Annotated in this window: 35 protein-coding genes; 5 read left to right on the top strand and 30 right to left on the bottom strand. The window is 63.7% G+C overall.

Going from position 1 to position 25,437, the window contains the following annotated elements:
• Positions 1-93: 93 nt before the first annotated feature.
• From ABD928_RS07765 to gluQRS, 11 genes are all read right to left on the bottom strand, one after another.
• Positions 94-324: a hypothetical protein gene (locus tag ABD928_RS07765; protein ID WP_223276578.1), complete on the bottom strand. Its 231-nt coding sequence runs from the start codon at positions 322-324 to the stop codon at positions 94-96.
• A 64-nt stretch (positions 325-388) separates the two neighbouring features.
• Positions 389-1,015 carry a MarC family protein gene (locus ABD928_RS07760; RefSeq protein WP_187715618.1) on the bottom strand — a complete coding sequence of 209 codons (627 nt, stop codon included), beginning with the start codon at positions 1,013-1,015 and terminating at the stop codon, positions 389-391.
• Positions 1,012-1,647: a hypothetical protein gene (locus ABD928_RS07755; RefSeq protein ID WP_187715619.1), complete on the bottom strand. Its 636-nt coding sequence runs from the start codon at positions 1,645-1,647 to the stop codon at positions 1,012-1,014. The genes ABD928_RS07760 and ABD928_RS07755 overlap by 4 nt, the downstream gene beginning before the upstream one ends.
• Positions 1,647-2,534 (bottom strand): bifunctional methylenetetrahydrofolate dehydrogenase/methenyltetrahydrofolate cyclohydrolase FolD, encoded by an 888-nt coding sequence (gene folD, locus ABD928_RS07750; RefSeq protein ID WP_187715620.1) that lies wholly within the window; start codon positions 2,532-2,534, stop codon positions 1,647-1,649. The genes ABD928_RS07755 and folD overlap by 1 nt, the downstream gene beginning before the upstream one ends.
• Complete coding sequence (locus tag ABD928_RS07745; protein ID WP_187715621.1) at positions 2,531-2,833, bottom strand: YggT family protein; 303 nt, start codon at positions 2,831-2,833, stop codon at positions 2,531-2,533. Before ABD928_RS07745 ends, folD begins: the two co-directional genes overlap by 4 nt.
• A gap of 36 nt (positions 2,834-2,869) precedes the next feature.
• Positions 2,870-3,829: an L-histidine N(alpha)-methyltransferase gene (gene egtD / locus ABD928_RS07740; protein WP_345167656.1), complete on the bottom strand. Its 960-nt coding sequence runs from the start codon at positions 3,827-3,829 to the stop codon at positions 2,870-2,872.
• Entirely contained in the window at positions 3,813-5,057 is a 1,245-nt protein-coding gene (gene egtB, locus ABD928_RS07735) for an ergothioneine biosynthesis protein EgtB (protein WP_425569695.1), read from the bottom strand. The genes egtD and egtB overlap by 17 nt, the downstream gene beginning before the upstream one ends.
• A complete protein-coding gene (locus ABD928_RS07730) occupies positions 5,054-5,677 on the bottom strand; it encodes a flavodoxin family protein (RefSeq protein WP_187715622.1) in 624 nt (207 codons plus the stop codon). The genes egtB and ABD928_RS07730 overlap by 4 nt, the downstream gene beginning before the upstream one ends.
• Positions 5,678-5,748: 71 nt before the next feature.
• The gene (locus ABD928_RS07725) at positions 5,749-6,321 is read right to left on the bottom strand and encodes a cob(I)yrinic acid a,c-diamide adenosyltransferase (protein ID WP_187715623.1); all 573 of its coding nucleotides are present in this window, start codon (positions 6,319-6,321) and stop codon (positions 5,749-5,751) included.
• Complete coding sequence (locus tag ABD928_RS07720; protein ID WP_187715624.1) at positions 6,322-6,528, bottom strand: twin transmembrane helix small protein; 207 nt, start codon at positions 6,526-6,528, stop codon at positions 6,322-6,324.
• 9 nt (positions 6,529-6,537) lie between these two features.
• A complete protein-coding gene (gene gluQRS, locus ABD928_RS07715) occupies positions 6,538-7,374 on the bottom strand; it encodes a tRNA glutamyl-Q(34) synthetase GluQRS (RefSeq protein ID WP_345167652.1) in 837 nt (278 codons plus the stop codon).
• Between the two features lie 188 nt (positions 7,375-7,562).
• Between gluQRS and ABD928_RS07710 the strand changes: the two genes are divergently transcribed.
• On the top strand, positions 7,563-8,129 hold the full coding sequence (locus ABD928_RS07710; RefSeq protein WP_345167649.1) for an HNH endonuclease: 567 nt from the start codon (positions 7,563-7,565) through the stop codon (positions 8,127-8,129).
• A gap of 44 nt (positions 8,130-8,173) precedes the next feature.
• Positions 8,174-8,737, top strand: coding sequence for a response regulator (locus tag ABD928_RS07705; RefSeq protein WP_187715625.1), 564 nt, complete (start codon positions 8,174-8,176; stop codon positions 8,735-8,737).
• Here ABD928_RS07705 and ABD928_RS07700 read toward each other — a convergent pair.
• Positions 8,734-9,594 carry a UTP--glucose-1-phosphate uridylyltransferase gene (locus tag ABD928_RS07700; protein ID WP_187715626.1) on the bottom strand — a complete coding sequence of 287 codons (861 nt, stop codon included), beginning with the start codon at positions 9,592-9,594 and terminating at the stop codon, positions 8,734-8,736. The genes ABD928_RS07705 and ABD928_RS07700 overlap by 4 nt on opposite strands.
• A complete protein-coding gene (locus ABD928_RS07695) occupies positions 9,591-9,905 on the bottom strand; it encodes a hypothetical protein (protein ID WP_187715627.1) in 315 nt (104 codons plus the stop codon). Before ABD928_RS07695 ends, ABD928_RS07700 begins: the two co-directional genes overlap by 4 nt.
• A 91-nt stretch (positions 9,906-9,996) precedes the next feature.
• Between ABD928_RS07695 and ABD928_RS07690 the strand changes: the two genes are divergently transcribed.
• The gene (locus ABD928_RS07690) at positions 9,997-10,569 is read left to right on the top strand and encodes a TlpA family protein disulfide reductase (protein WP_187715628.1); all 573 of its coding nucleotides are present in this window, start codon (positions 9,997-9,999) and stop codon (positions 10,567-10,569) included.
• On the opposite strand, the gene ABD928_RS07685 is transcribed toward ABD928_RS07690, so the two are convergent.
• The 14 genes from ABD928_RS07685 to ABD928_RS07620 all read right to left on the bottom strand — a co-directional run bounded on the left by ABD928_RS07685 (position 10,526) and on the right by ABD928_RS07620 (position 19,902).
• The gene (locus ABD928_RS07685) at positions 10,526-11,536 is read right to left on the bottom strand and encodes a DMT family transporter (RefSeq protein ID WP_345167641.1); all 1,011 of its coding nucleotides are present in this window, start codon (positions 11,534-11,536) and stop codon (positions 10,526-10,528) included. The genes ABD928_RS07690 and ABD928_RS07685 overlap by 44 nt on opposite strands.
• Positions 11,537-11,606: 70 nt before the next feature.
• Positions 11,607-12,431 carry a 2,3,4,5-tetrahydropyridine-2,6-dicarboxylate N-succinyltransferase gene (dapD, locus tag ABD928_RS07680; RefSeq protein WP_345167638.1) on the bottom strand — a complete coding sequence of 275 codons (825 nt, stop codon included), beginning with the start codon at positions 12,429-12,431 and terminating at the stop codon, positions 11,607-11,609.
• Positions 12,428-13,111 carry a pyrimidine 5'-nucleotidase gene (locus tag ABD928_RS07675; protein WP_345167635.1) on the bottom strand — a complete coding sequence of 228 codons (684 nt, stop codon included), beginning with the start codon at positions 13,109-13,111 and terminating at the stop codon, positions 12,428-12,430. The genes dapD and ABD928_RS07675 overlap by 4 nt, the downstream gene beginning before the upstream one ends.
• A gap of 38 nt (positions 13,112-13,149) precedes the next feature.
• A complete protein-coding gene (locus ABD928_RS07670; RefSeq protein ID WP_187715629.1) occupies positions 13,150-13,428 on the bottom strand; it encodes a hypothetical protein in 279 nt (92 codons plus the stop codon).
• A gap of 39 nt (positions 13,429-13,467) precedes the next feature.
• Complete coding sequence (locus tag ABD928_RS07665; protein WP_345167632.1) at positions 13,468-13,830, bottom strand: HesB/IscA family protein; 363 nt, start codon at positions 13,828-13,830, stop codon at positions 13,468-13,470.
• A 12-nt stretch (positions 13,831-13,842) separates the two neighbouring features.
• Complete coding sequence (locus ABD928_RS07660) at positions 13,843-14,298, bottom strand: SUF system Fe-S cluster assembly protein (protein WP_187715630.1); 456 nt, start codon at positions 14,296-14,298, stop codon at positions 13,843-13,845.
• A complete protein-coding gene (locus ABD928_RS07655) occupies positions 14,295-15,491 on the bottom strand; it encodes a cysteine desulfurase (RefSeq protein ID WP_345167629.1) in 1,197 nt (398 codons plus the stop codon). Before ABD928_RS07655 ends, ABD928_RS07660 begins: the two co-directional genes overlap by 4 nt.
• The gene (locus ABD928_RS07650; protein ID WP_345167626.1) at positions 15,488-16,234 is read right to left on the bottom strand and encodes a SufB/SufD family protein; all 747 of its coding nucleotides are present in this window, start codon (positions 16,232-16,234) and stop codon (positions 15,488-15,490) included. The genes ABD928_RS07655 and ABD928_RS07650 overlap by 4 nt, the downstream gene beginning before the upstream one ends.
• The gene (locus ABD928_RS07645) at positions 16,231-16,527 is read right to left on the bottom strand and encodes a hypothetical protein (protein ID WP_187715631.1); all 297 of its coding nucleotides are present in this window, start codon (positions 16,525-16,527) and stop codon (positions 16,231-16,233) included. The genes ABD928_RS07650 and ABD928_RS07645 overlap by 4 nt, the downstream gene beginning before the upstream one ends.
• Complete coding sequence (gene sufC, locus ABD928_RS07640; RefSeq protein WP_345167623.1) at positions 16,524-17,267, bottom strand: Fe-S cluster assembly ATPase SufC; 744 nt, start codon at positions 17,265-17,267, stop codon at positions 16,524-16,526. The genes ABD928_RS07645 and sufC overlap by 4 nt, the downstream gene beginning before the upstream one ends.
• A gap of 1 nt (position 17,268) precedes the next feature.
• Complete coding sequence (locus ABD928_RS07635) at positions 17,269-17,655, bottom strand: hypothetical protein (protein ID WP_187715632.1); 387 nt, start codon at positions 17,653-17,655, stop codon at positions 17,269-17,271.
• Positions 17,652-18,020, bottom strand: coding sequence for a hypothetical protein (locus ABD928_RS07630; protein ID WP_345167621.1), 369 nt, complete (start codon positions 18,018-18,020; stop codon positions 17,652-17,654). Before ABD928_RS07630 ends, ABD928_RS07635 begins: the two co-directional genes overlap by 4 nt.
• The gene (sufB, locus tag ABD928_RS07625) at positions 18,020-19,501 is read right to left on the bottom strand and encodes a Fe-S cluster assembly protein SufB (protein WP_187715634.1); all 1,482 of its coding nucleotides are present in this window, start codon (positions 19,499-19,501) and stop codon (positions 18,020-18,022) included. The genes ABD928_RS07630 and sufB overlap by 1 nt, the downstream gene beginning before the upstream one ends.
• Positions 19,498-19,902 carry an SUF system Fe-S cluster assembly regulator gene (locus tag ABD928_RS07620; RefSeq protein WP_187715635.1) on the bottom strand — a complete coding sequence of 135 codons (405 nt, stop codon included), beginning with the start codon at positions 19,900-19,902 and terminating at the stop codon, positions 19,498-19,500. The genes sufB and ABD928_RS07620 overlap by 4 nt, the downstream gene beginning before the upstream one ends.
• A gap of 95 nt (positions 19,903-19,997) precedes the next feature.
• Between ABD928_RS07620 and ABD928_RS07615 the strand changes: the two genes are divergently transcribed.
• On the top strand, positions 19,998-21,029 hold the full coding sequence (locus ABD928_RS07615) for a quinone-dependent dihydroorotate dehydrogenase (RefSeq protein ID WP_345167617.1): 1,032 nt from the start codon (positions 19,998-20,000) through the stop codon (positions 21,027-21,029).
• On the opposite strand, the gene ABD928_RS07610 is transcribed toward ABD928_RS07615, so the two are convergent.
• The gene (locus ABD928_RS07610; protein WP_345167615.1) at positions 21,026-22,756 is read right to left on the bottom strand and encodes a gamma-glutamyltransferase family protein; all 1,731 of its coding nucleotides are present in this window, start codon (positions 22,754-22,756) and stop codon (positions 21,026-21,028) included. The two genes, ABD928_RS07615 and ABD928_RS07610, sit on opposite strands and share 4 nt — an antisense overlap.
• Positions 22,757-22,851: 95 nt before the next feature.
• On the opposite strand from ABD928_RS07610, the gene ABD928_RS07605 reads away from it, so the two are divergent.
• Complete coding sequence (locus ABD928_RS07605) at positions 22,852-24,597, top strand: AMP-dependent synthetase/ligase (protein ID WP_187715636.1); 1,746 nt, start codon at positions 22,852-22,854, stop codon at positions 24,595-24,597.
• Here ABD928_RS07605 and ABD928_RS07600 read toward each other — a convergent pair whose 3' ends face one another.
• Together ABD928_RS07600 and ABD928_RS07595 are read right to left on the bottom strand one after the other, a co-directional pair.
• Positions 24,598-24,999 carry a hypothetical protein gene (locus tag ABD928_RS07600; RefSeq protein WP_187715637.1) on the bottom strand — a complete coding sequence of 134 codons (402 nt, stop codon included), beginning with the start codon at positions 24,997-24,999 and terminating at the stop codon, positions 24,598-24,600.
• Between the two features lie 10 nt (positions 25,000-25,009).
• Entirely contained in the window at positions 25,010-25,411 is a 402-nt protein-coding gene (locus ABD928_RS07595; RefSeq protein WP_187715638.1) for a hypothetical protein, read from the bottom strand.
• Between the last annotated feature and the right edge of the window lie 26 nt (positions 25,412-25,437).

Below are 25,437 nucleotides of genomic sequence, written 5' to 3'. Positions count from 1 at the left end.
GTTGAACTGTAACGGCGACGAATCGAAAAACGTCTACATTTTCCGATAGTTAACTGAGTTCCATTCATTGCGGGCTGGTAACCAGCCGCCACCCTACTCGCCGTTAGAGGTCTCGGCCGAGTTTGCCTCACCGGTCTCGTTCAGCTGGTTGAGCTGATTGCCAAGCGTGTCCGTCGCGCCGGTCGCTCCGGAAGCATTGGACGGTTCCGCTGCCGATGCTTCGGCGGTGGACTCGGCGCCCGCCGAGTTGTCCTGACCGCTCTGGCTGCAGGCCGCGAGTGCGGCGAATCCGACAGCAGCGCCGATCCTCATGGTGAGCCTCATCGCGCGTTTCCTCTTTGAATTGGTAACGAGCGGCAGAAGCGCTCGAGGGGCGGGCCGGGTTCCCTTACAACGAAGGGAAGCTCTGCTTCAGGCCGTCGATGATGAATTGCGCGGCCAAAGCGGCGAGAATGACTCCGAGGATGCGGGTAATCATCGCCTCCAGCTTCTCACCGATCAGCCGCATGATCGAGCCGGCGGCCAGAAGCGCCAGCAGCGTCAGGACCATGACACCCGTGATCGCGGCGAGGACCGCGAGGACCTCCACCGTGCCTTCGGTGCGAGAAACCCACAGCATCGCGCTCGCGATCGAGCCTGGTCCGGCGATCATCGGGATGGCCATCGGGAAGACCGAGATGTCCTCGGCCTCGGGCGTCCCCTCGATCGATTGCGCGCGGGACGAACGGCGCTCGGTCCGGCGTTCGAAGACCATGTCGAGCGCGATCATGAACAGCATCACGCCGCCAGCGATCCGAAAACTCGCTAGGCTGATGCCGAGCGCATTGAGCATCGGTCGCCCGAGGAGGGCGAAGAACATCAGGATCGACCAGGCGATCAGCGAGGAGCGGATCGCCATGGATCGGCGGAATGCGGGATCGTCCCCGCGCGTCAGGCTGGCGAAGATCGGGGCACAGCCGGGCGGGTCGATGATGACCAGGAAGGTGATCAGCGCATGGCCGAAGACCTCCATCATTCGGAGGGGGCGCTCACGTGCTGGTCGAGGATCGTGCGATAATCGCGCCCATTCCAGATCTTGGCTTCGAAGCGGCGCTCACCGCTTGCAGCGACGCGCCATTCGTAAATGAGAGTGCCGTCCGCCGACCGGCCCTGGCCGGCATCTGCGGGCGGCTTGCCAGCAATGCGCGCGGTGGGCTTCACCTCTTCGCGATATTCTCCCGGAATTTTCTCGCGGCCGGTGCAACTCGCGCGCTCGACCTTGGGCTGTTTCGGAAGCGGCATCGGCTTGGCCAGGCTGTCGCCGCCGTCATAGGTCCATTTCCAGCCCTTGCCGTCGCGCATCCAGACAGTCGTGAAGTAGCCGTGGGATTTCCCGGAAGCGGAGGTCCACGGCCCGCGATTGATCGCGGTTCGGCCGTCGCAGGAGACCCAGCTGTCGGACGGTCCCCAGCCGATGGCCTTGGGCGGGTCCTTGAGCGGTGCGAGGAATTCCGATGCCCAAACCGCCTGCGGGTTGAACATGACGGCGGTATCATCGGCGTATTTGCGAAACGCCGTCCACTGACCGAGCTTCTGCGCGTCGGCGGCGAAGGCTCGTTCGGCATCGACGGCGGTGACCGACGCGGCTGCAAGCAGGAGTCCAAGCATTACAAACCCTCCGGATCGGGCAGGCCCTCGCGGCGATGAGCCGCGACAACCGTGTTGCGAAGCAGACAGGCGATGGTCATCGGACCGACACCGCCCGGAACCGGTGTAATGGCTCCCGCCACTTCAGCCGCTTCGCCGTAAGCAACGTCTCCCAACAGCTTGCGGGTCCCATCCGGCTGTTCGACGCGCTCCTGGCCGACATCGATGACGATGGCTCCCGGCTTCAGCCAGCTGCCGCGAATGAGTTCGGGACGGCCGACGGCGGCGACGACGATGTCGTTGCGACGGACTACGCCGGGCAGATCCCTCGTGCGCGAATGCGCGACCGTCACTGTGCAATTTGCCTGCAGCAGGAGCTGCGCCATCGGCTTACCGACAATATTCGAGCGGCCGACGACCACCGCGTCCATTCCGCTGAGATCGCCGAGCTCGCCCTGAAGGAGCTTGAGGCATCCGAGCGGCGTGCACGGGACCAATGCGTCAAGGCCGATCGAGAGACGACCGACGTTGACCGGATGGAATCCGTCGACGTCCTTGGAGGGGTCGACGCGCGTCAGGACGGCCTGCTCGTCGACATGCTTCGGCAGGGGAAGCTGGACGAGGATGCCGTCGACCGTCGCATCCGCATTCAATTGGTCGATGAGGCCGATGAGATCGGCTTGCGAAGTCTCGGCAGGAATGCGGTGCTCGAAGCTTTCCATCCCGGCTTCAAGCGTGGCCTTGATCTTGGAGCGAACATAAGCGGCGCTTGGCGGGTGCTCGCCGACCAGCACAACCGCCAGGCCGGGTGCGCGGCTCCGGGTTTCGCGAAATCGTGCGGCGACCTGGCCGACCCGTTGCCGGAGGTCCGCCGCTGCGGCCTTTCCGTCAATGATCCGTGCGGTCATGCGCCCGCGTTGATCAGGTCCACCGCGACACCGCTCAGCAGCATGCGCAGGATCTGGATAACGAGCAGCAGCACGAGCGGCGAGAAGTCGATCCCGCCGAAGTCGGGCATCACCCGCTTGATCGGGCGATAGAGCGGCTCGGTAATCCGCTCGAGCGCTCCGACGAACGCGCGAAGGCCCTGCGAGCTGGTGTTGAGCACGTTGAAAGCGATCAGCCAGCTCAGGATGACCTGGATGATGACGATCCAGCCGAGCACCCGCAGCAGCAGGTCGGCGATCTGAAAGAGGGCGAGCACCATGGCTGGGGCTTAGCCGCAGGTCAGCCGGGCCGCAATCTACGGCGCAAAGCGGTTCGGAAGCGCCTCGGCGAGAATGACAGAGAAGTCGCCGGCGGGGTCGCTCCATTCGGCGAGGGGCGTCCATCCCCCGGCAAGGAGGAGCACACGGGAGCCCCGAGGGCCATATTTGTGGCTGTTCTCGGTGTGGATCGACGATCCTTCGGCAAAGGAGAAGGACTGCCCGCCAACGGTGAAGGTGACATCGCGAACCGCAACCAGATGCATTTCGATCCGGGAGAGGATGTCGTTCCAGCGCGCTTCGTGCCGGAACGCGTCGATCGGAATGTCGCCGTCCAGCTCCCGGTTGATGCGCTCGAGCAGGTTGAGATTGAAGGCGGCGGTCACACCCGTCGGATCGTCGTACGCTGCAATCAGACGCTCGACCGGCTTGACCTTGTCCATGCCGATGAGGAGCTGGGAGCTGCAGCCGAGCAAATCGCGGAAGCTGCGGAGCAGGTCCGTTGCGGTGCGCGGAACGAAGTTGCCGATCGTCGAGCCCGGGAAGAAGCCGAGCTTAGGATGGCTTGCGATGCTGTCCGGTAGGTCGAAGGGGCGCGCAAAGTCGGCAATCACGGGCTCGACCGCGATGGACGGGAAACGCTCCGCAACCTCCGCTGCGCTGTCGCGAAGATAGTCACCGGAAATGTCGACCGGGATGTAGGCGACGGGCTTCACCGCATCGAGCAAGAGCGGTGTCTTGGTCGCCGAGCCGGCGCCGAATTCGACCACTGCAGAGTTCGGGCGAACGCGCTCTGCGATTTCGGGCAGGACGCGCTCCAAGAGTGCGGTCTCCGTCCGCGTCGGATAATAATCGGGGAGACGGGTGATTTCGTCGAACAGCTCAGACCCACGCCGGTCGTAGAGCCAGCGGGCCGGCACCGCCGGGATCGGTGCGGACAGGCCAGCCAGGACATCGTCGCGGAAAGCGGGATCGGTCGCCTCAATTGTCTTTAGCAAGCCTCAACCCCGTGAACTGCCAGCGCGCGCTGGGCGGAAAGAAATTGCGATAGGAGGCGCGGCTGTGCCCGCGTGGCGTGGCGCAACTGGCGCCCTTCAGGACGAATTGTCCGCACATGAATTTGCCGTTGTACTCGCCGACCGCGCCCTCGGCGGGAGCAAAGCCGGGAAAGGCGAGATAGGCGCTGCCTGACCATTCCCATGCGTCACCGAAAATGTCGCCGCCGGGCGTTGGCAGGACGGCCCCGGCGTCGTCCAGCTGGTTACCGAGGAATGGATCGGCGCCAGCGGCGAAATCCTCCCATTCGGCCTCGGTCGGGAGCCTGGCGCCGGCCCAGCGAGCGAAGGCGTCGGCTTCGAAGAAGCTCACATGCGCAACGGGCGCGGCCAAATCGATCTCGCGGCGGCCGGCGAGCGTGAATTCACTCCCGTCGTCATGCCAGTACAGCGGAGCGCGGATGCCCTCACGCTGAACCCAGTCCCAACCTTCGCTGAGCCAGAGAGAGGGGGTCGAATATCCACCGCCGACAATGAAGTCCGCCCATTCGCCGTTGGTCACCTTTCGGCTGGCAATGGCGTGGCCTTGCAGGAAGACCCGGTGGCGTGGCCCTTCACTGTCAAAGGCAAAGCCCGAGCCGGTTGCGCCGATTTCGACGATTCCGGAGCGTCCGGGATGGAAGCTTAGAGGCTCGACCGCGTGGCACGCCGCCGGGTCGAGCTTCGCATAAGCAGGCTCAAGCGGGTTCTCGGCAAAGGTCGCGAGGATGTCGGTCAGCAGGAGCTCCTGATGCTGCTGCTCATGATTGATACCGAGCTCAACCAGCTCCAGTGCCTGAGTCGATAGGGTTGGAAATGCCTTTTCGAGTGCTTGATCGACGCTGGCGCGCCAATCGCGGATTTGATCGAGAGTCGGCCGGCTCAGCATTCCCCGCTTGGGCCGCGCATGGCGCTCGCCCTCGGCATTGTAATAGCTATTGAACAGGTACGCGAAGCGCTCATCATGGGCCTGATAGCCGGGCACATGGTCGCGAAGGATGAAGGTCTCGAAGAACCATGTTGTATGGGCGAGATGCCACTTGGCCGGAGACGCATCAGGGAAAGGCTGAACCGTCGCGTCGGCGTCGGAGAGGGGTAAGGCGAGGTCCAGGCTCAGCGCACGCGTGGCGCGCAGGCGATTGGCCAGCTCGTCCGGCCGGCCGGTGCCGTCAAGGATCGGCGCTGTGCTCACTTGGCTTGGTCGACTCCCAAATACCTCTCTTGCTTTAGCAGCTTTGCAAGGTGAGCGGCATTGGACGCAAGCATGGCCGCGCCCTGCCGAACGGCATCCGGGACGTTGGGGAGATCCTTGAAATCGGTCTTCTGCATCGCTTCGCCGACCCAATAGTTCGATGCCGAGGCGGGAATGGTCCAACCCACGTCATTGAGCGCCTGGAAGAGCCCGGCAGTAGTCGCATGGGTCCCGTCCTCATTGCCGACGATGGCGGCGACAGCGACCTTCCCGAAACTCGGCGTGCGTCCATTCTCGTCGGTTTCGCTGAGAAAGGCGTCCATCCGCTCGAGCACCTGCTTGGCAAGGCTCGACATTTGTCCCAGCCATATTGGCGTTCCGAATATCAGGATGTCGTGGTCCAGAATCCGTCGGCGGACGTCGGGCCAGGCGTCGCCACTCCCTTCGTCGGAGGTCACCCCGGGTCGAACATCGTGGTCCGCGATCCGGATCGTTTCGCCGAGCGTGACGTCATGTTTGCCCAGCTCGGTCCCAAGCAGCCGGATCATGGCGTCGGTCGAACTGGGCTCCGCCGAGCTGCGCTTGAGGCTGCAATTGATGGCGATGGCCTTGACCGACAACGAAAACTCCGAGTCTCTGGAGGTGAAGACAGAACGTCACCTGCCTCGGAAAGTGCCTTACCGACTTTGGTCTAGGTGCGAGTGGCGCCCGGCTTCCAGAGCACGTCCCCGCCACTGATCCTGGCGAGATAGCGACACGCGACGAACAGGTGGTCCGAAAGGCGATTGAGATAAATAAGGGCGAGCGGGTTCAGCAAATGCCGCTGCGACGCCTCGACCGCGCTGCGCTCGGCACGGCGAGCGATCGCACGCGCGAGGTGCAACGGGGCAGACCCACCCTGCCCGCCGGGGAGGATGAAGCTTCGCAAAGGATCGAGATCCTCGTTCATCAGGTCGATTTCCGATTCCAGCCGATCGATCTGCGACTGGACGACGCGCAGGGTCATTTCCCCAGGTGTGAAATCCGCGCCGGGAGTGGCCAGATCGGCCCCGAGATCGAACAGTTCGTTCTGAATGCGGCCGAGCATCGTCGTGACTGCGGTGTCCTTAATGGACTGGAGAGCGACCCCGATCGCGCTGTTCGTTTCGTCGACGTCTCCGATCGCCTGCGCGAGCGGGTCGTCCTTACGGATACGCGAGCCGTCGACAAGCCCGGTTTCTCCGGCATCGCCAGTCCTGGTGTAGATCTTGTTGAGCTTGACCACTCAGCCGCGCGAGGCGCCGGCGGCGGCCAGGATCAGGACAACGAGGATGATCGCGATCGCCTGGAACAGCACGCGCTTGCGCATGTAGTCCTGCTGCCGCTCACCGCTGATGTCCTTGCCGGAGGCCATGGCCATGACGCCGCGGACGAGGACGTAGGCGGTTGCGCCCATCGCGATGATCAGCAGAATGACGAGGATGATGCTCATGGGTGGGATTTAGGCTTCCGAGAATGCGAAACCAAGGGGAAGCTGGCCTTTAGCCAGTAAGGCGGCGAGCTCTTTTCCGCCCATGCCCGAAGTCCGCATCGCCAAGAGGGTCGGTGCCTGGTCGCGCTTGGCCAAGCGCCGGCCGCCCTGGTGAGTGACGAGCGGATGATGGAGATAGGTCGGCTCCGGCAATCCAAGCAAGGTCTGAAGCAAGCGCTGGACCGGCGTGGAGGACCTGAGATCGGCACCACGGACGACCAGTGAAACCCCGCTGGCGGCATCGTCCACGACGCAGGCGAGATGATAGCTCGCGGGAGCATCCTTCCTCGCGAGAATGACGTCGTCGACTTCGGCAATGGCGGAGGTGAAGCGCTGCCCGCCGTCTTCGCGCCAGGATGGGGGCCCGCCGATCCGGATCGCTTCCGCAGACCTGAGCCGCCAGCTGTGAGGCGTGGTCGCTCTGCGGTCCGGATCGTCGGGGAGTGACCGGCACGTGCCGGGATACGCTGCGTGAGCGTCCCCATGCGGGGCAGTCAGCGACTGCGCGATGTCGGCCCGGGTGCAGAAGCAGGCATAAACCAGACCAAGCTCCCGCAGATGGTCGAGCGCGGTTCGATAGGCTTCTGTCCGGCCGGACTGGAAGATCACCGGTTCCGACCAATCGAGACCGAGCCATGCCATGTCCTCGAAGATGCCGTCGACGAACTCGGGCCGGCCGCGTCCCTGGTCCAGATCCTCGATCCGGAGAAGAAAGCGATCACCTTTGTCGCGACCGAGAACTGCACTGAACGCGTGGCCGAGGTGGAGCCGTCCAGTCGGCGACGGTGCGAACCGCGTCACAATCATTTCGAGTGTGACTCAAAGGACTCTTGACGGCGATTCAGCAATCTTCGATTCTTCATGCTGTCACATCGGGTTGGCATCCGGTGGGCAACAAGGGAAGACGGGCCCGACGCGACCCATCTCCACCTTGAGTGCGACGGGGCCGGAGACTTGTTCGTTGCGGGCGGACAGGAAAGGCCATTGCCCGCGTCATGTATCACCCCGACATCATTCGCCATCCCGAAAGCTGCCCGGCGCTGGTCCTCAACGCCGACTATACGCCGCTATCTTATTATCCGCTGAGCCTGTGGCCGTGGCAGACGGCAATCAAGGCCATGTTCCTGGAGCGTGTGGACGTCGTCGCTCACTACGACCGCGAGGTGCACAGCCCGAGCATGGCGTTGAAGCTTCCGTCGGTGATCGCGCTACGGCAGTTCGTTCGGCCCAGCGAGTATCCGGCCTTCACGAGATTCAACCTGTTCCTCCGGGACAAGTTCAGCTGCGTCTATTGCGGTTCTCGCAAGGAGCTGACGTTCGACCATGTCGTGCCGCGCGCACAAGGCGGGCGGACCACCTGGGAAAATGTCGCGACCGCCTGTGCCCCGTGCAACCTTCGCAAAGGCGGGCGCACGCCGCGGCAGGCCGGGATGCACATCGAGCTGGAGCCGATCCGGCCCACCAGCTGGCAGCTGCAGGATCACGGTCGCAGCTTCCCGCCGAACTACCTGCACCAGAGCTGGCGCGACTATCTCTACTGGGACATCGAACTGGAGCCATGAGGCGTTGGGCGGGGCGTTAACCATTTTCCGGTAACCCCGGTCTCATGGAATTTGAGTTTCCGATTGAGGACGAAGCATCGCGTGCGGCTGCCCCGCGCGTCCTCATCGTGCAGCCGAAGAGCGCGTACCTCGGCGTCCTGGCGCGACGGATTTCGGAAGGTGGCTATCGCGTCGCCACGGCCGAGACCGTCAGCGCGGCCATTGTCGAGCTTCACCGGCTGCCTGTCGACCTGATCCTGTCCGAGCTCCGGATGCCGCAAGTCAGCGGACTGGAGCTGGTGCAAATGGTTCGCGACGATCCCGTTCATCGCGATGTCCCGATCTTCCTCTTGACCGGAAAGCATGACGCGGAGGGCGCAGTGCTCGCCTACCGGAGCGGAGCCGACACCGTCATTGCCAAGCCTTTCCACTTTGAAGTCCTGATCGCTCGGATCGGACGCGAAATCGAACGGTCCCGCGTGCTTGCCAGGTTACAGAGCGACAATGCGACGCTCGACGCACGCGTCGTCGGCCGGGCCATTGAGCTCGGAGAGATGCGCCAACGCTGGCTTGAGACTGAAGCCGAGCTCCGCCGCCTGCAGGCCCTCGTCGAGCCGTCGGAAAACTAAGCCCGGTCCAGATACTCGCGGATCTTGGGGCTGATGTCGTCGCGCTCCAAGGCCAGCGCCAGGTTCGCGATCACATAGCCCGCCTTGTCGCCGCAATCGTGTCGAACGGCGTCGACCTTGATGGCGTGGAATGGCTGCTTGCCGATCAGTTGGGCCATCGCATCGGTCAGCTGGATTTCACCGCCCGCGCCGACATCCCCACGGTCGAGGATACGCATGACGTCGGGTTGCAGGATGTAGCGCCCGATGACTGCGAGGTTGGATGGAGCCTCTTCGGGTTTCGGCTTTTCGACGAGACCGAGCACCTCGGTGACGGCTCCATCGGTCTTTCCAGGCGTAATAACGCCATAGCTGCCCGTCCGGTCCTGCGGCACCTCTTCGGTGGCGAGCATGTTGCCGCCGACCTTCTCCCAGGCCTCGACCATCTGCTTCAGCGCACCGGGCGTACCGGACATCAGATCGTCCGGGAGGAGCACCGCGAATGGTTCATTGCCAACGACTTCGCGGGCACACCAGACCGCATGACCAAGGCCGAGCGGCTGTTGCTGCCGGACGGAGACGAGCTCGCCGAAATGCACTCGCGACGGCTCCAGCGGGTCGAGGCTTTTGCCTTTCTCGCGCATCGTCGTTTCAAGCTCGAAGGCTGCATCGAAATAGTCGACCAGGGCAGACTTCCCTCGGCCGGTGACGAAAATCAGCTGCTCGATGCCCGCTTCGCGTGCCTCATCCACCGCATATTGGATCAAAGGCCGGTCGACGACGGTCAGCAATTCCTTCGGAATCGCCTTGGTCGCGGGCAGCAGGCGCGTGCCCAATCCGGCCACGGGAAACACGGCCTTTCGAACTCGATTGGTCATTGCGGTGTCGCTGGTCCTGTCTGGTTGGTGTCCTGGTCCGCGCCGGCAGGAGCTGCAGGTGCCGCTCCCCCGCCAGCAGGTGGAAGGTCGAACGGGTCGACCTGCCGCGGTTGCGATTTCTTGATCAGCTCATCGACGCGCTGGGGATCGGCGATGGCCGGCCTGGTCAGCAAATCGTCGGCCGTCGGTGTGGTTTGCGCCATCAGCGGCTTCACCGGTAGCGGCTTCCCCTGCGCCGGGGAGAGCGGCGACACGCGACCACAGGCGCCAAGCGCCACGATCGCCACCAAGACTGCGAGACGTCGAAGCATGATTTCCGCCTAGCCGCTGATCCCTGCGAGCGCCAGACGCTCGAAGGCCGTGGCGGTTGCGGGGACGGCGCCGAATTCCTATCCGCACGGGATGCGAGCCCTGCTTCCACTCTTTGCCATCGCTTTAGTCCTGCCTGCCTGCGGACAGCAGCAGGATGCCGCCAATAACGATGCGGCGGACGACGCCATCGGAATTCCGGTGAAGGGTGTCGATCGCGGCCAAAAGGGGCAGCCCGCACCGGATGCGAAGTTCCTTGATCCCGACGGCGGTGAAATTTCGCTGGCCGATTTCAAGGGCACTCCAGTCCTCGTCAACCTGTGGGCGACCTGGTGCGCACCGTGCGTCAAGGAACTGCCGACGATCAACGCGATCACTCGCGAGCATGACAAGGATGGGACTCTTGGCGTCATTGCCGTCAGCCAGGATATGGGCGAGCAAGGCTCGGTCGAGGCTTTCCTTGCCAAGCTGAAGGTCGACGACCTTGGCGCCTATCACGATCCAAAGATGGCACTTTCCGGCGCGCTGAACGCGCAGGTCCTGCCGACCACGATCCTGTACGACGCGGACGGAAAGGAAGTCTGGCGTTACGTCGGCGACCTCGACTGGACCAGCGACGAGGCTAGGAAGCTGCTCGCCGAGGTTCCGGCCGCCGGAAAAGGTTGAGGAGCCGCCCGTCGATGGCCGCCAGGCCCAAGGCGATGAAGCCGAGACCGGCGAAATCGCGCGGTTCGATCACTTCACCCAGGATCAGCGCGCCCATGACGATCGCGACGGGCGGAACCAGCAGGGTGACCAGTAGCGCATTGGTCGCGCCAGCCGAATCGATCAGGCGGAAATAGAGGATGTAGGCGTAAGCGCTGCAGATCACGGCCAGTACGGCGATTGCTGCGAGGGCATTGAGGGGCGGGATGGCTTGCACCCAAGGGCGATCGAAGATCAGTGCCACGGGCAGCATGACGATGGCGCTGGCGGTCAGCTGACCGGTTGTGACGGATAGGGGCGAGACGCCCTGCCGCTTGAAGCGGCGCGCCCAAACACCAGCCAGCGCATAGAGCAGCGCTGCCGTCACACATGCGAGCTGGGCAAGGACGTTGTTGCCGATCGAGCCGAGCAGGTCCGGGCCGATCATCAGTGCGACGCCCCCAAAGCCAAGCAAGACGCCGGCAATCTTCCGCGGGGTCATGCGCTCGTCTTGCGTGAAAACGTGGGCGACGATGACGCCCCAGATCGGCGTGGTGGCATTAAGGATCGAGGCGAGCCCACTGGCGATGTGGGTTTGCCCCCAGCCGAACAGGACGAACGGAATGACATTGTTGAGTAGTGCCAGGAGAATCATCGAACCCCAGACCGATTTCGGGAGGCCGGCCGGTTCCCTGCGCCAGGCAAGATAACCCCAAAGCGCGGCTGCCGCGATCGTGACACGCAGCCAGACGTAAGTGAGCGGCGGCACCGAATGCACGGCGACGTGGATGCAGAAGAATGCGCTTCCCCAGATGACCGCGAGGCCGATCAGGGTCATCCAGTCGCTACGATTCATGACGCTGCGGATCATCGGCTGATCATGCGATCCAGCCTGCTCCGCAGCTTCCCGGAGCTTGCTCTCAAACGCTTCCTGATCGAGCTTCGTCATCTCCGGATTCTGACTGACGCCGGGCCGGGCCGCCAACAAAAGGGCGGTTTCAGATCATAAGCTCAGCTTATCAGTCGCGGAGAAGCTCGTTGATGCTGGTCTTCGACCGCGTGCGCTCATCGACGCGCTTCACGATCACCGCGCAGGCCAGCGAGGGACCGCCGTCCTTGCCGGGCAAGGCGCCGGGTACCACAACCGAGTAGGCGGGAACGCGGCCGTAGACGACCTCGCCCGAAGCGCGATCGACGACTTTCGTCGAAGCGCCGAGGAACACGCCCATCGACAGCACTGCCCCCTGTTCGACGATCACGCCTTCTGCGACCTCGGAGCGAGCGCCGATGAAGCAGTCGTCCTCGATGATAACGGGCCCGGCCTGTAGAGGCTCGAGCACCCCGCCAATCCCCGCGCCGCCGGAAATGTGGACGTTCTTGCCGATCTGAGCGCAGCTTCCGACCGTCGCCCAGGTGTCGACCATCGTGCCTTCGCCTACGCGCGCGCCGATGTTCACGAAGCTTGGCATCAACACGGCGCCCGGTGCGATGTAGGCGCCACGGCGGACAATGCTCCCGGGCACCGCACGGAACGCCGCGGCTTCAAAATCCTTGTCGCTCCAGCCGACGAACTTCGACGGAACCTTGTCCCACCAGTTCGAGCCGCCGGGTCCGCCCGCAATATGCTCCATCGGATTGAGCCGAAAGGAAAGCAGGACGGCCTTTTTCAGCCACTGATTGACGACCCATTCGCCATCGACCTTCTCGGCGATCCTGCGGTCCCCGCTGTCGAGCGCGGCGATGGCGCCGTCGACCGCCGAGCGAATCTCGCCCTTCGTATCCGGTCCGACCGAATTGCGGTCTTCCCAGGCGGCGTCGATTGTCTGCTGCAGGCTGTCGCTCATCGATCGTCCTTCAAGATACTTTCGAGCCATTCGCCGACGTCTGTCACCCGAACGTCGACGATTGCGTCGTCATAACCGTGGTTGCCGCGCTCCGACCCATTGTCCACCCAGACTGTCGTCATTCCGAGCGATTTCGCGGGGCCCAGGTTGCGAACCATGTCCTCAACCATGACCGCTTGCGTCGGGTCGATCCCGAACTGGTCGAGCAATTTTTGATAGCCGTGTAGCTCGGGCTTGGGGGTCAGGTCCGCCGCGAAGATATCGTGCAGGTGATCGACGACAGCAGCGATGCCAAGGCGGTCGAGTACCTTCCACGCATATTCGGCATTGCCATTGGTGTGGATGAACTTGCGGCCGGGCAGCCGGCTCAGCGCCGTGACAAGCCGGTCGTCCCGGGTGAGACGGTCGAGCGGGATGTCATGTACGTCGCCCATGAAATGATGGGGATCGACGTCGTGATCTCTCATCAGTCCAGCGAGCGTAGTGCCGGATCCATGGAAGTGCATCTTCTGGACCCGTCGCGCTTCGATCGCATCGACGCCGAGAAGCCTTTCGATGTAGGCGGTCATCCGCTCGTCGATCAGCTCGAACAGCTGGCTCCCCGCTGGGTACAGGCAGTTGTCGAGGTCGAAGATCCAGTCGCGAATGTGGCTGAATTCGGCTGAGACGCTCGCGGGCATGGCGAGCGCCTAGCCCCTTTCCGCATTCTCGCAAATGGTCAGGGCCTGGGCGGCCGCACCTCACGAACGTCGCGGTAGAGAATGGGCACCGCACAACCGTCGACCAGGCGATAGACCGCGGCATAGGATTGTGCGTCGGGAAGCTCCGTCAGCTTTCTCGGCTTGGCTGGATCGCCTTTGAGAGCCGCCGGATCTCCGGCCTGGCGACTTGTGGCATTGGCGCATTTGTCCTTGCCCAGCGGACCGGGACTGAGCGGAGACGGCGGAGTGACGACGTGGGCCGAGGCGGCTATGCCGAGCAGGGCTAGCAGAGACATGGGCGCGCTCCCTTCATCGGGGAGAATAACGCCTTTGGATCAGACGGTGAAGCTTTCGCCGCAGCCGCACGCGCCCTTCGCATTCGGATTGTCGAACACGAAGCCGGCGGCAAAGTCGTCTTCGCGCCAGTCCATGACCGATCCAACCAGGTAGAGCACCGAGGCTCCATCGACATAGAAGGTCCCGCCGGGCGTCTCGATCTTCTCGTCCATCGCGCTGGCCTCGGTCACATAGTCGACCGAATAGGCTAGGCCCGAGCAGCCCCGACGCGGAGTCGAAAGCTTCACGCCGATGGCGTCCGCCGGTGCACGGCTCATCAGGTCGGCGATCCGGTCGCGCGCGGAATCCGTCAGTGAGATCGCGGCCGGACGCGGGGCGCGGACTTTCGTTTCCCTATCCATTACACATACCGCTCACAGCATACCCAGTTCTAGGCGGGCCTCGTCGCTCATCTTCGATGGGTCCCATGGCGGGTCCCAGACCAGTTTCACTTCCGCATCGCGGATGCCGGGCACCGAGAGCACGCGAAGCTCGACTTCGTTCGGAAGCGACTCCGCCACCGGACAATGCGGCGTCGTCAACGTCATGGTGACGACCGCATCGCCATCCTCGCTGATCACGACGTCGTAGATGAGGCCAAGCTCGTAGATGTCGACCGGGATCTCCGGGTCGTAGATCGACTTCAGTGCGTCGATGACGTTGCTCGTGAGATCCTCGTTCGCGGGCGGTTCGTCGACTGGCTTGGTCTCGCCAGACAGGAAGCCGGTCAGATAGTCGCGCTTGCGCTCGAACGTCTCGGTAACGCGGGCGCGCGGCGGCGGCGTTACCGCTTCCACTTCTTCCGCCTCGATCTTCCGTTCCTCGTTCACCCGAAAATCCGTTTCACCTGTTCGATCCCGCACACCAGTGCCTCGATGTCCGAGCTGTCGCTGTGCGCCGCGAAGCTCGCCCGAGCGGTCGCCGGAACGCCAAGGACATCCATCAGCGGCTGTGCGCAATGATGCCCGGCGCGGACGGCAACGCCCACGTCGTCCAATATGGTGGCGGTGTCGTGCGGATGCACCCCGTCGACGTTGAAACTGACGATTCCGGCGCTGTCCTCCGGTCCGTAAAGCGTTACGCCATCAATGCCGGACAGGGCCGCACGAGCCTCGGCGACCAGCGCCGATTCGTGCGCATGGATGGCCTCGAGCGAGAGACCCTCGACCCAGTCGATGGCGGCATGCAGCCCGACCGTTCCGACAATGTGCGGCGTCCCGGCCTCGAAGCGCATCGGTGCGTCGAGGAAGGTCGTTCGCTCGAAAGTGACCCGGTCGATCATCGATCCTCCGCCCTGCCAGGGCGGCAGCGCATTCAGCAGGTCGTACCGGCCCCAGAGGCAGCCGATGCCGGTCGGGCCGTAAAGCTTGTGGCCGGAAAAGGCGTAGAAGTCGGCGCCGATCGAAGCGACGTCGACAGGCAGTCGAGGGACGGCCTGGCAGCCGTCCAGCAGCAGCAGGGCGCCTTTCGCGTGGGCGATCTCCGCGGCGCGCTTCGCGTCGAGGATCGAGCCGAGCACGTTTGAGACATGTGCAAACGAAATCACGCGATGCTCGTCGGTGACCATCACTTCGGCAGCGTCGAGGTCGATGCAGCCGTCGGGAGTCAGCGGCACGGCATCGACTTCATATCCGGCGAGCTGCCACGGCACGATATTGCTGTGATGCTCGAGCTGCGACAGCAGCACGCGATTCCGGCCGTCCTTCGGCAACTGGCGAGCGACAAGGTTGATCGCTTCGGTTGCGCCGCGCGTGAAGACGAGCTCGTTCGGCTGACCGCCAACCAACTTCGACGCGGCCGTGCGCGCGGCTTCGTAGCGGCCGGTCATTTCACTCGACCGCTGGTACACGCCGCGATGCACCGTGGCGTAATCGCGCGCATATGCCTCGGTAATCGCGTCGATCACTGCCTGCGGTTTTTGTGCAGTCGCTGCGCTGTCGAGATAATGCCAATCGCCGACCGCAGGAAATTGCGATCGCACGTCCAATGCGCTGTTTGGCGAAAGACGCACTGGAGCAGTCACGCGACCCTCCGCAGGGCATCCCGAGCAGCGCAGCAAATCGCTTCATGCTGCGCAGCATTTTTTACGTTGTCCCAGAGGCCCATGACGAAGCCTTCGAGCAACAGTGCGCGTGCGCTTGCGGGATCGAGACCCCGCGATTGCGCATAGAACATCTGCATCGGATCGAGTTCACCGACGCTTGCCCCGTGCGCGCATTTCACGTCGTCCGCGTAGATCTCCAGCTCGGGCTTGCAGTTCGCCGTCGCGCCGCGGTCCAGCAGCATCGCCTTCACCGATTGTTCGCCGTCGGTCCGCTGCGCACCACGCGCCACCTCGACCTTGCCGAGATACGATCCCACGCCCTTGCCGCCGAGCACCGAACGAACCGTCTGGCGCGACCTCCCGCGCTCGCCGAGATGGCGCACGTTGGTGACGATTTCGTTGGTCGACTGGCCGTCTCCGATGTTCGCCGCAAACAGCTCGAAATTGGCGTCCGCTTCGAGGCTCACTTCGATTTCGACGCGACCGTAGACCGGCGCGGTGTTGAGCACGAAAATGCGTGCATCTGCACCCGCTCCCAGCGCAATCGCAAGGCGCTTCAACTGGACGTCGTCGCCGGAAGGAAGCCACACTTCTTCCGCGCTTTCGCCTGCAGCAATTGTCAGCGTGCGCGGCTCGGCGAACTGGTCCCAGACGGGCTTCAGCGCGTCGAGATCTGCGTAGCGCCATTCTTCCTGTTTGCGGGTGGGAAAGGGTGCCGTCATGCGCGCCTCTTCATCAACCGCCGCAGCTTCTTGTCGCGTCGCTTTTGCCGTTCGGGCGCAAGCAATCCGTACAGCGCGTCAAGCGCGAATGCTGCGGCAAACGCGATCGCAATCGACTTCGCAACGAAGCCCGTGTCGATGAATTGACCGAGCACGAAATGGACCAGCGCGATTGCTCCCAGGATCATCACCAGGATCGTCGTATCCGCAATCGCGCGGCCGGGATTGCCGCGCACGGACGCGACAACGATCATGAACACGATGCATCCCAGGATGATCGCGAAGCTGGTCACGCAACCGCCTCCGCATAGCCTTCGCGCTCAAGCTCGTGCGCAAGCTCGGGTCCGCCGCTGCGAACGATTTCGCCGCGATACAAAACGTGCACCTTGTCCGGCGTCACATAGTCGAGCAGCCGCTGGTAGTGCGTGATCAAAAGCACGCCCTTGTCGGGTGCGCGCATGATGCGGTTGATGCCTGCGCCGACGGCGCGAAGTGCGTCGATGTCGAGCCCGCTGTCGGTTTCGTCGAGCACCGCGAACTTCGGGTTCATGATGCCCATCTGGACCATCTCGGCGCGCTTCTTCTCGCCGCCGGAAAAGCCGACGTTGACGGGGCGCTTCAGCATCTCGACGTCCATGCCGAGCAGCGACGCCTGTTCGCGCGCAAGCTTGATGAACTCGCCGCCGGTCAGCTCGCTTTCGCCGCGCGAACGGCGCTGTGAATTGAGGCTTTCGCGCAGGAATTGCAGCGAGGAAACGCCGGGGATTTCGACCGGATATTGGAAGCCGAGAAACAGCCCCGCCGCTGCACGTTTGAACGGTTCCAGCGCGAGCAAATCCTGGCCTGCAAAGGTCACGCTGCCATCGGTTACGTCGTAGCCTGGGCGCCCCGCCAGGACGTAGCCGAGCGTCGACTTGCCCGATCCGTTCGGACCCATGATCGCGTGCACTTCGCCCGCCGGAACGGATAGCGAAATGCCGTTCAGGATCGGCTTGTCGGCGACGGTCGCGTGAAGGTTGGAAATCTCGAGCATATTACTTGTCGGTTCTTCCGGCCGGGCAATTCATGAGGAAGTAGCGGCGCATTGAATCCATAGTGTCCTGGCGAATGCCTTCGAGCATGCGCTGATCGTTGAGCGCGCGCTGGCGGTCCTCGATCGCCGCTTCTTCCAGCGACAGTTTCTTCTCGTCCGCGCTCTTGATCGCGCCGGCATCGCGAAGTGTGGCGCGGCGTTGAGAAAGATCGAGGCGCGCCGCTACGATCGCCTCCTGCTCTCGATACGTCTGAAGCAGGAACGCCGAGCGCCGACCAGCCTCCGCCGAGAATGCAGGATTGGCGGTGCCGCGATCGCAATGCGCGACTGCTTGGTCGAGCGCATCCAGGTCAGCGGACATCGCGGCGAGGAAGAACAGCGGCATCATTGAACAGGCTCCGCGCGATGTGGGGCATCCAAGACGTGGTTTTCCACGGCGATCAAAGTTCTCTCGACGTAGTCGGATCTTTCTGCCCGGCGGACATCGGAATTTCGTAGTGCCTTCACTGCTGCGGCTTTCGTTGAAGCCCGCGCAGTCTGACAACCTGCGATGGCGACTCTCTTGATTTCCGGAAATTTCTCTTCTGTGGCACCGCCCATCGCTTTTAACTGAGCGTTGGATTGCTCGATCAAGCAGTTGAGATAGGGCTGCATTTCCCAGAAGATTGGCTGCGGGATGGAAAGTCTCCTCGTAGTATCGACGAGTTCCACTGGATTTGGAGTGACCAAGGCTGCCACAAGAGCAAACGTCATCATCCGACACTGCCCTCTAGCGAAATCCCCAGCAATTTCTGCGCCTCAACCGCAAACTCCATCGGCAGTTGTTTCAGCACCTCGCGCGCGAACCCGTTGACGATCAGCGCGACCGCCGCTTCCTGATCGAGGCCGCGGCTCATCGCGTAGAAGAGCTGGTCTTCGCTGATCTTCGACGTCGTCGCTTCGTGCTCGATCGTTGCGGTTGGGTTCTTCACTTCGATGTATGGCACGGTGTGTGCGCCGCACTTGTCGCCGAGCAGAAGGGAATCGCACTGCGTGAAATTGCGCACGTTTTCCGCGTTCGGGAGGACCTTCACCAACCCGCGATAGGTATTGTTCGACTTGCCCGCGCTGATGCCCTTCGACACGATGGTCGAGCGCGTGTTGGCGCCGATATGCACCATCTTCGTGCCGGTGTCGGCCTGCTGGCGGTTGTTTGTCAGCGCGACGGAGTAAAACTCGCCGACACTGCCTTCGCCCTTGAGGATGCAGCTCGGATATTTCCAGGTGATCGCGCTGCCGGTCTCGACCTGGGTCCAGCTGACCTTCGACCGCGCGCCGCTGCAAAGCGCGCGCTTGGTGACGAAGTTGAAGATGCCGCCCTTGCCCTCGGCGTCTCCCGGGTACCAGTTCTGGACCGTCGAGTATTTCACCTCGGCGTCCTCGTGCGCGAAGATCTCGACCACCGCCGCATGCAGCTGGTTCTCGTCGCGCATGGGCGCAGTGCAGCCTTCGAGGTAGCTGACGTAGCTGCCCTTGTCGGCGACGATCAGGGTGCGCTCGAACTGGCCGGTATTCTCCGCGTTGATGCGGAAATAGGTCGACAGTTCCATCGGGCAGCGCACGCCCTCGGGGATGTAGACGAAGGTACCATCGGAAAAGACCGCGCTGTTGAGGCAGGCGAAGTAATTGTCGCGCTGCGGAACGACCGAGCCGAGATACCTCCTCACGAGCTCCGGATATTCGCGGATCGCCTCGCTGATGCTGAGGAAGATGACGCCCGCCTTCTTCAGCTCCTCGCGGAACGTGGTCGCGACCGAGACACTGTCGAACACCGCATCGACCGCCACGCGCGGCGCACCTTCGACGCCGGCGAGCACCTTCTGCTCTTCCAGCGGAATGCCGAGCTTCTCGTAGGTGCGGCGAATCTCCGGATCGAGCTCGTCGAGCGAGGCCAGCTTCGGCTTCTGTTTGGGCGCCGCGTAATAATAGGCGTCCTGGTAGTCGATTTCGGGGATCTCGAGCTTGGCCCAGTCGACCTCCTCCATCTCCAGCCAGGCGCGATAGGCCTTGAGGCGCCAGTCGAGCATCCATTCCGGCTCGTTCTTTTTGCCGGAGATGAAGCGGACGGTGTCCTCGTTCAGGCCCTTGGGCGCGAACTCCTGCTCGATCTCGGTGCTGAAACCCCACTCGTACTCGGCGAGCTTTTCAGCAGCCGCATGGGCTTCCTGGTTTCGGACGGCGGTCTGCTCGGTCATTGCGCGAGCTCCGTCAGGCTGACCGCGCCAAGCGCACCGCGGATGGCATTGCCAACGACGCCCATGTGCGGCTTGACCTTGCAATGAGCGTCGAGCGCGCAGTCCGATACGCCCTCGTGCCCGGAGCAGACGGTCATTGCGATCGGCCCTTCGACCGCCTCGACGACATCGGCGAGGGAGATCGCCTCGGCGGGCCGAGCGAGCGTGAACCCGCCGGCCGCACCTCGGACGCTGGTCAGCAGCCCTTCGGCAGCGAGGCGGCCCATCAATTTCTGGGTGGTCGGCAACGGAACTCCGGTCTCCTGAGCCAGCTCGCTCGCGCTCAGGCGCGCACCAGCCTCCCGGCGGGCGGCGGCAGTCATGATCACGACCGCATAATCGGCGAGATGGGTCAGGCGCATATCAATTCGGACTATTTGCGTCCGATTTAGTGCGTTGCGCGCGAAAACTCAACCGGATTGGTGACGATGCATCGGGGAGAGCCTAAGCAGCAAAGGTGCGCCTTTACCCTCTCATCAGGCCTTTGGCCTTCGCTCTCGATGCCGAGAGGGCCCACCGCCTCACCATTACCGCACTCAAGATGACGCCCAAGCTGGATCCGGCGCGCTTCCCGGATTCTCTGCGGACGTCGGTCGCAGGCCTCGATTTCCCGTCGCCGGTCGGGCTCGCGGCCGGCTTCGACAAGGACGGCGAGGTGCCGGAACAGATGCTTGGCTTGGGCTTCGGCTTCGTCGAGGTTGGAACGCTCACGCCGAAGCCCCAGAAGGGCAATCCGAAGCCGCGCCTGTTTCGGCTGGTCGAGGATCGAGCGGTGATCAACCGCATGGGCTTCAACAATGGCGGACAGCTCGCCGCGCTCGATCGGCTCCGGCACACGACACACCTTCACGGAGTGATCGGCGTCAACATCGGCGCGAACAAGGACAGCGAAGACCGCATCGCGGACTATGCCCTGGGCGTCCGGCGAATGGAGCCGGTTGCACGCTTTCTGACGGTCAATATCAGCTCGCCGAACACGCCCGGGCTGAGGGGATTGCAGGAAGAAGGCGAGCTCCGCGAGCTGCTGGCGGCGGTCGACGAGGTCCGAACGTCGAAGCCGGTCTTTCTGAAGGTCGCGCCCGATCTCAATACGGGCGATCACGAGCGCATCGTCCGCGCGGCACTCGACCATCATGTCGACGCGCTGATCGTGTCCAACACGACAATATCCCGGCCGGCGTTGAAGTCACGGCACGCGAACGAAACTGGCGGCCTGTCGGGCGAGCCGTTGAAGGGCCTCGCGCTTGCTGCGCTGCGCACGTTCAGCAATGCGAGCGGCGGTGAGATCCCGCTGATTGCGGTGGGCGGAATCGCCACTGCCGACGACGCGTGGGAGAGGATCGCGGCGGGGGCGAGCCTCGTGCAACTCTACTCGGCAATGGTCTTCGACGGCCCTGACATCGGCCGAGTCATTGCGGGCGGCCTGGCCGAACGGCTGCAGCGCGAAGGCTATTCCAGCATTTCCGAAGTGATCGGAACCGCCGCCTAGGGCTGTGGCAGGCTCAGGACCACGCCTTCGCGGCGCGGGTCTGCGGCGCCGTCGATTCGCCCATCGCGAATGATCACGCCGGTCAGTCCCGAATCCTCACCCTGGCCCGGCTTCAAGTCGATGCCGCGCTGGCGAAGTCCGTTGAGAATCTCGGGCGAAAACTTGGTCACCTCGCCCTGGAAGTTCGCGCCGCGGGCGACGAGGTTCGGCGCCGCGAGCGCTTGGCTCATCGGCATGTTCCACTCGATCGCGGCAACCAATGACTTGGCGACGTAGGCGATGATGGCATTGCCGCCGGCCGATCCAATCGCTCCGGCGAACTTGCCGTCAGGGGTCAGGAGGATGGTGGGCACCATCGACGAACGGGGTCGCTTGCCGGGCGCTACCGCGTTGACGGCTGGGCGCCCCTGATCGTCGACCGGCCTGAATGCGAAGTCCGTCATCTGGTTGTTGAGGAAGAAGCCGTCGACCATCCGGCCCGAACCGAAAATGCTCTCGACGGTGGTGGTCATCGATACGACATTCCCGGCGGCGTCGCGAACGATGAGGTGGGACGTGCCGGTCGGCTCATATGTACCGTCGTTCGCTGCAACCAGCGCGCCAGCCGGCATGCCGGCACGGGGCGGAGGCCCGGCGACCGGGCCGATCAGCTTTGCGCGCGACGCGATGTAGGCCGGGTCGAGCAATCCCTCGACGGGGACGTTTGGGACGTCACCGACATACCGGTCGCGATCGGCGTACATCAGCCGGCTGGCTTCGGCGAACAGGAACCAGGACTGGGGATCCGCTGGTCCGCGCGCGCCGATGTCGGTGAGTTCCAGCATCTTCATCAACTGGATCAGGCCGACTCCGCTGGACGGAGGTGGCGGAACGCACATTTCGTAAGCGCGGTAGGGGCGGCAGATCGCCACGCGCTTTACGGGACGATAGGCCGCGAGATCGGCCATGGTCAGCGACCCCGGCAAGGCGCCCTGCCGGACCTTTTCGACGATCCTGGCGGCGGTCGATCCCGAATAGAGAGCAGCGGGCCCCTGCGCCGCCAGCCTACTCAGGAAGTCGGCGTAGGACTTGTTCACCAGCCGGTCGCCCGCGTTCAGGAGCGTGCCGTCAGGCTTCGAGAAGTAAGCGATGACGTCTGGCGCGCGATTTTCGGCGAAGTTGGCGTGGATCATCCTCGCGAGCCTCGGGCTGACGATGAAGCCTCCGCTTGCAGTTCGCTCCGCATCGCCAAAGAGGCTGCTCCAGGGGAGCTTGCCGTGGTCGGCATGCGCGACGGACAGCATCTTTACCGCCCCGGGAACGCCAGTCGCCCGGCCGCTGACCACCGCCTCGTCGAAGGGTAGCGGCGTCCCGTCGGGGCGCAGGAACATGGTCGATGTCGCCTGCGCGGGTGCGACTTCGCGGCCGTCGTAGATAGTGATCTTGCCGGTGGACGCGTCGAAGTAGTTCAAGAATGCGCCGCCGCCGACTCCGGAGCTCTGCGGTTCCACCAGCGACAGCATGGCCTGGACGGCGATTGCCGCATCGACCGCGCTGCCGCCGCGCTTCAAGACGTTCAGTCCCGCCTGCGCCGCGAGGGGATTCGCGGCGATGACGAACGGCTCGGCCGTTTCCGCCTTTGGCTTGGCAGCCGCCTCGGCCACGGGAGCTTGCGCAGTGGTCGGAGTCGCGCACGCCGGAAGCCAGACGCAGGCGAGAAGCGGAAGTAACAGGCGGGTCAGGCGCATCGGGGCTCGCTAGCCGAACGACCGGGAATCGTCCACGCGCTGGCGCTCACGGCCGTTTCAGCTAAGAAGCGCTTCCGCAATCGTGAAGGGGAGTCATGGCGCGGCAGCTCGAACAGTTCCCGAACCTCGTGACGATGTTTCTCACGCGCGCTCGCGAGAAGGGCGACGCGCCTTTCCTGTGGGCGAAGCGAGAAGGCGAGTGGCGACCGATTAGCTGGAGCGACACCGCTCGCCAGGTCGGTGCGTTCGCCGATAGCCTCAAGCGCATCGGCGTCGAGCCTGGCGACCGGGTCATGCTGGTCAGCGAAAATCGTCCTGAGTGGTTGATTGCCGATCTCGGAATCATGGCTGCGGGAGCTGTTACCGTTCCGGCTTACACGACGAACACGACACGAGATCACACCCACATCCTTGGCAATTCCGGGGCCAAGGCGGCGATCGTGTCGACCCAGAAGCTTGCCCGCAATCTCATTCCCGCAGTGCTTTTCAGCTCCGAATGCCACCACATCATCGGCATCGAGGACCTTCGGACCGGGCAGGCGCCGGGGACGGTCGATTTCCATCACTGGGACGAACTCGTCTCCGGCGATGCCGACCTCCTGGCGCTTGAGAATGACATGCAGACGGTGAAGCGAAGCGACCTTGCCTGCATCATCTACACCAGCGGGACCGGCGGCGCGCCGCGCGGGGTGATGCAGCATCACGGCTCGATCCTCGCCAACATTGAAGGTGCGGCCGACGTCATCTCGACCGACTTCGGCTGGGACGACGAGATCTTTCTGTCGTTCCTTCCCGCGAGCCATGCCTACGAGCACACCGGCGGCCAGCACTTCCCCGTCGGGCTCGGGGCGCAGATCTATTATGCGGAAAGCCTCGAGAAGCTGGCGGCCAACATCGAGGAAGTGCGCCCGACCATCATGGTCGTTGTGCCGCGCCTATTCGAAATGCTGCGGGCGCGGATTCTCAAGACGATCGAGTCGAGCGGCAGCCTCTCCAATTATCTGCTGCGTCGCGCGCTTTCGATCGGTGCCAAGAGGTACGAGGGCCGCAGCAATCCGCTCGACCTGCCCATGGACGGCATCCTGTCGCTCACCCTGCGCAAAAAGGTGAAGGCACGCTTCGGCGGCCGGATCAAGGCGATGGTGTCCGGCGGCGCTCCGCTCAATCCGGAAGTCGGCCTGTTCTTCCAGTCGCTCGGTCTAACCTTCCTCCAGGGATACGGCCAGACGGAAGCCGGCCCGGTGATCAGCTGCAACCGCCCCGCCGCCGGAATCCGCATGGATAGCGTCGGACCGCCGGTGAAAGGCTGCGAAGTCCGCATCGCCGAGGACGGCGAGATCATGGTTCGCGGCGAACTCGTGATGCACGGCTATTGGAACAACCCCGACGAGACCAAGCGCGTGCTCGGTGAGGACGGCTGGTTGGCCACGGGCGACGTCGGCCATCTCGACGAGAAGGGCCGTATCGTCATCACCGATCGCAAGAAGGACCTGATCGTCAACGACAAGGGCGACAACATCTCGCCACAGCGCGTCGAAGGCATGCTGACCCTGCAGCCGGAGATTGCCCAGGCGATGGTCTACGGCGACCGCCGTCCATATCTGATCGCGCTGCTGGTTCCGGAAGCCGAATTCGCCAGGAAGGCGGATCTCCAGCAGATCCTGTCAAAGGCGGTCGACCGGGTGAACGGCGATACGTCGGTGATCGAGCGGGTTCGTCGGTTCATCATCGCGGACGAGCCGTTCACGACGGACAATGAGCAGCTGACCCCGTCGCTGAAGATCCGGCGCCATGTCATCAAGAAGGTGTACGGCGAGCGCCTCGACGCGCTCTACCACTGATCAGGGCCGGGGCGTGCTGTAGGGGATGAAATCCCCGAGTGCACAGGCGCCGACCGTAATTCCATTCGACAGGTCGCGAACCTGGGCGATGTCGCCGTTGCACAGTCCCATTCCGTTCCCTCGCGTGACGAGCGCGTAGAAGCTGCTCTTGAGGTTCGAGCATTCGCCGTTCAGATGGTTGACGAACACCGTGCTGCCTTGGCGGAACGCGATCGTGCGGTCGTCGATCCGCACCATGTCGTCGGCCCGATAATGCGGCAGGCACGTGATGGGCTTGCCGGCCACCTTGCCGCCGATCAGCTTCTGGAGCTCTGCCTGCGACTTCGCGATTTCCGTCGGGCTCGGCGGCTGGGCCGCGCAGGCGGCGAGGGTGGCGCAGGCGGCGATGGCGAGGACGCGCAAGTCGACCTCTCTACTGCTGCCTGTAGGGAACGAATTCGCCCAGCGCGCAGCTCCCGGCGGTCATGCCGGTGCGGACGTCCGTAACGTCGGCGATGTCTCCGCTGCACTGGCCCGATCCGCCGCTGCGGACGACCAATGTGTAAAATCCAGACTTCAGATTACTGCAGGAGCCGCGCAAATGGTTGACGTACAGGCGCGAGCCCTCGCGGTAGGCAATGGTGCTGTCGTCGATGATTTCCATGTTCGCCGAGCGGAGACCCGGCGGCAGACAGGTGAGCGGCTGTCCCGCAACCTTTCCGGCGGTCAGCGAGGCCAGCTTCGCCTGGGATTCGGCGGCCTCGGTCGGGGATGGCGGCTGCGTGGCACAACTCGCAAGGGCCGCGGCGGAAAGAAGGAGCGATAGTGCTCGCATGGCATGACTCCCCGAGAGTTTGTGTC

The organism is Sphingomonas daechungensis, from assembly GCF_039543105.1.
Taxonomy (GTDB): Bacteria; Pseudomonadota; Alphaproteobacteria; order Sphingomonadales; family Sphingomonadaceae; genus Sphingomicrobium; species Sphingomicrobium daechungense.
This window is presented reverse-complemented; position numbering and strand designations above follow the sequence as displayed.

What these genes read in the sequence shown, in the direction of transcription:
- ABD928_RS07765 (WP_223276578.1), bottom strand. Translation starts at nt 324, where the DNA reads ATGAGGCTCACCATGAGGATCGGCGCTGCTGTCGGATTCGCCGCACTC.
- ABD928_RS07760 (WP_187715618.1), bottom strand. Translation starts at nt 1,015, where the DNA reads ATGATGGAGGTCTTCGGCCATGCGCTGATCACCTTCCTGGTCATCATC.
- ABD928_RS07755 (WP_187715619.1), bottom strand. Translation starts at nt 1,647, where the DNA reads ATGCTTGGACTCCTGCTTGCAGCCGCGTCGGTCACCGCCGTCGATGCC.
- folD (WP_187715620.1), bottom strand. Translation starts at nt 2,534, where the DNA reads ATGACCGCACGGATCATTGACGGAAAGGCCGCAGCGGCGGACCTCCGG.
- ABD928_RS07745 (WP_187715621.1), bottom strand. Translation starts at nt 2,833, where the DNA reads ATGGTGCTCGCCCTCTTTCAGATCGCCGACCTGCTGCTGCGGGTGCTC.
- ABD928_RS07720 (WP_187715624.1), bottom strand. Translation starts at nt 6,528, where the DNA reads ATGAGCATCATCCTCGTCATTCTGCTGATCATCGCGATGGGCGCAACC.
- gluQRS (WP_345167652.1), bottom strand. Translation starts at nt 7,374, where the DNA reads ATGATTGTGACGCGGTTCGCACCGTCGCCGACTGGACGGCTCCACCTC.
- ABD928_RS07710 (WP_345167649.1), top strand. Translation starts at nt 7,563, where the DNA reads ATGTATCACCCCGACATCATTCGCCATCCCGAAAGCTGCCCGGCGCTG.
- ABD928_RS07705 (WP_187715625.1), top strand. Translation starts at nt 8,174, where the DNA reads ATGGAATTTGAGTTTCCGATTGAGGACGAAGCATCGCGTGCGGCTGCC.
- ABD928_RS07700 (WP_187715626.1), bottom strand. Translation starts at nt 9,594, where the DNA reads ATGACCAATCGAGTTCGAAAGGCCGTGTTTCCCGTGGCCGGATTGGGC.
- ABD928_RS07695 (WP_187715627.1), bottom strand. Translation starts at nt 9,905, where the DNA reads ATGCTTCGACGTCTCGCAGTCTTGGTGGCGATCGTGGCGCTTGGCGCC.
- ABD928_RS07690 (WP_187715628.1), top strand. Translation starts at nt 9,997, where the DNA reads ATGCGAGCCCTGCTTCCACTCTTTGCCATCGCTTTAGTCCTGCCTGCC.
- ABD928_RS07685 (WP_345167641.1), bottom strand. Translation starts at nt 11,536, where the DNA reads ATGACGAAGCTCGATCAGGAAGCGTTTGAGAGCAAGCTCCGGGAAGCT.
- dapD (WP_345167638.1), bottom strand. Translation starts at nt 12,431, where the DNA reads ATGAGCGACAGCCTGCAGCAGACAATCGACGCCGCCTGGGAAGACCGC.
- ABD928_RS07675 (WP_345167635.1), bottom strand. Translation starts at nt 13,111, where the DNA reads ATGCCCGCGAGCGTCTCAGCCGAATTCAGCCACATTCGCGACTGGATC.
- ABD928_RS07670 (WP_187715629.1), bottom strand. Translation starts at nt 13,428, where the DNA reads ATGTCTCTGCTAGCCCTGCTCGGCATAGCCGCCTCGGCCCACGTCGTC.
- ABD928_RS07665 (WP_345167632.1), bottom strand. Translation starts at nt 13,830, where the DNA reads ATGGATAGGGAAACGAAAGTCCGCGCCCCGCGTCCGGCCGCGATCTCA.
- ABD928_RS07650 (WP_345167626.1), bottom strand. Translation starts at nt 16,234, where the DNA reads ATGACGGCACCCTTTCCCACCCGCAAACAGGAAGAATGGCGCTACGCA.
- sufC (WP_345167623.1), bottom strand. Translation starts at nt 17,267, where the DNA reads ATGCTCGAGATTTCCAACCTTCACGCGACCGTCGCCGACAAGCCGATC.
- ABD928_RS07635 (WP_187715632.1), bottom strand. Translation starts at nt 17,655, where the DNA reads ATGATGCCGCTGTTCTTCCTCGCCGCGATGTCCGCTGACCTGGATGCG.
- ABD928_RS07630 (WP_345167621.1), bottom strand. Translation starts at nt 18,020, where the DNA reads ATGACGTTTGCTCTTGTGGCAGCCTTGGTCACTCCAAATCCAGTGGAA.
- sufB (WP_187715634.1), bottom strand. Translation starts at nt 19,501, where the DNA reads ATGACCGAGCAGACCGCCGTCCGAAACCAGGAAGCCCATGCGGCTGCT.
- ABD928_RS07620 (WP_187715635.1), bottom strand. Translation starts at nt 19,902, where the DNA reads ATGCGCCTGACCCATCTCGCCGATTATGCGGTCGTGATCATGACTGCC.
- ABD928_RS07610 (WP_345167615.1), bottom strand. Translation starts at nt 22,756, where the DNA reads ATGCGCCTGACCCGCCTGTTACTTCCGCTTCTCGCCTGCGTCTGGCTT.
- ABD928_RS07605 (WP_187715636.1), top strand. Translation starts at nt 22,852, where the DNA reads ATGGCGCGGCAGCTCGAACAGTTCCCGAACCTCGTGACGATGTTTCTC.
- ABD928_RS07595 (WP_187715638.1), bottom strand. Translation starts at nt 25,411, where the DNA reads ATGCGAGCACTATCGCTCCTTCTTTCCGCCGCGGCCCTTGCGAGTTGT.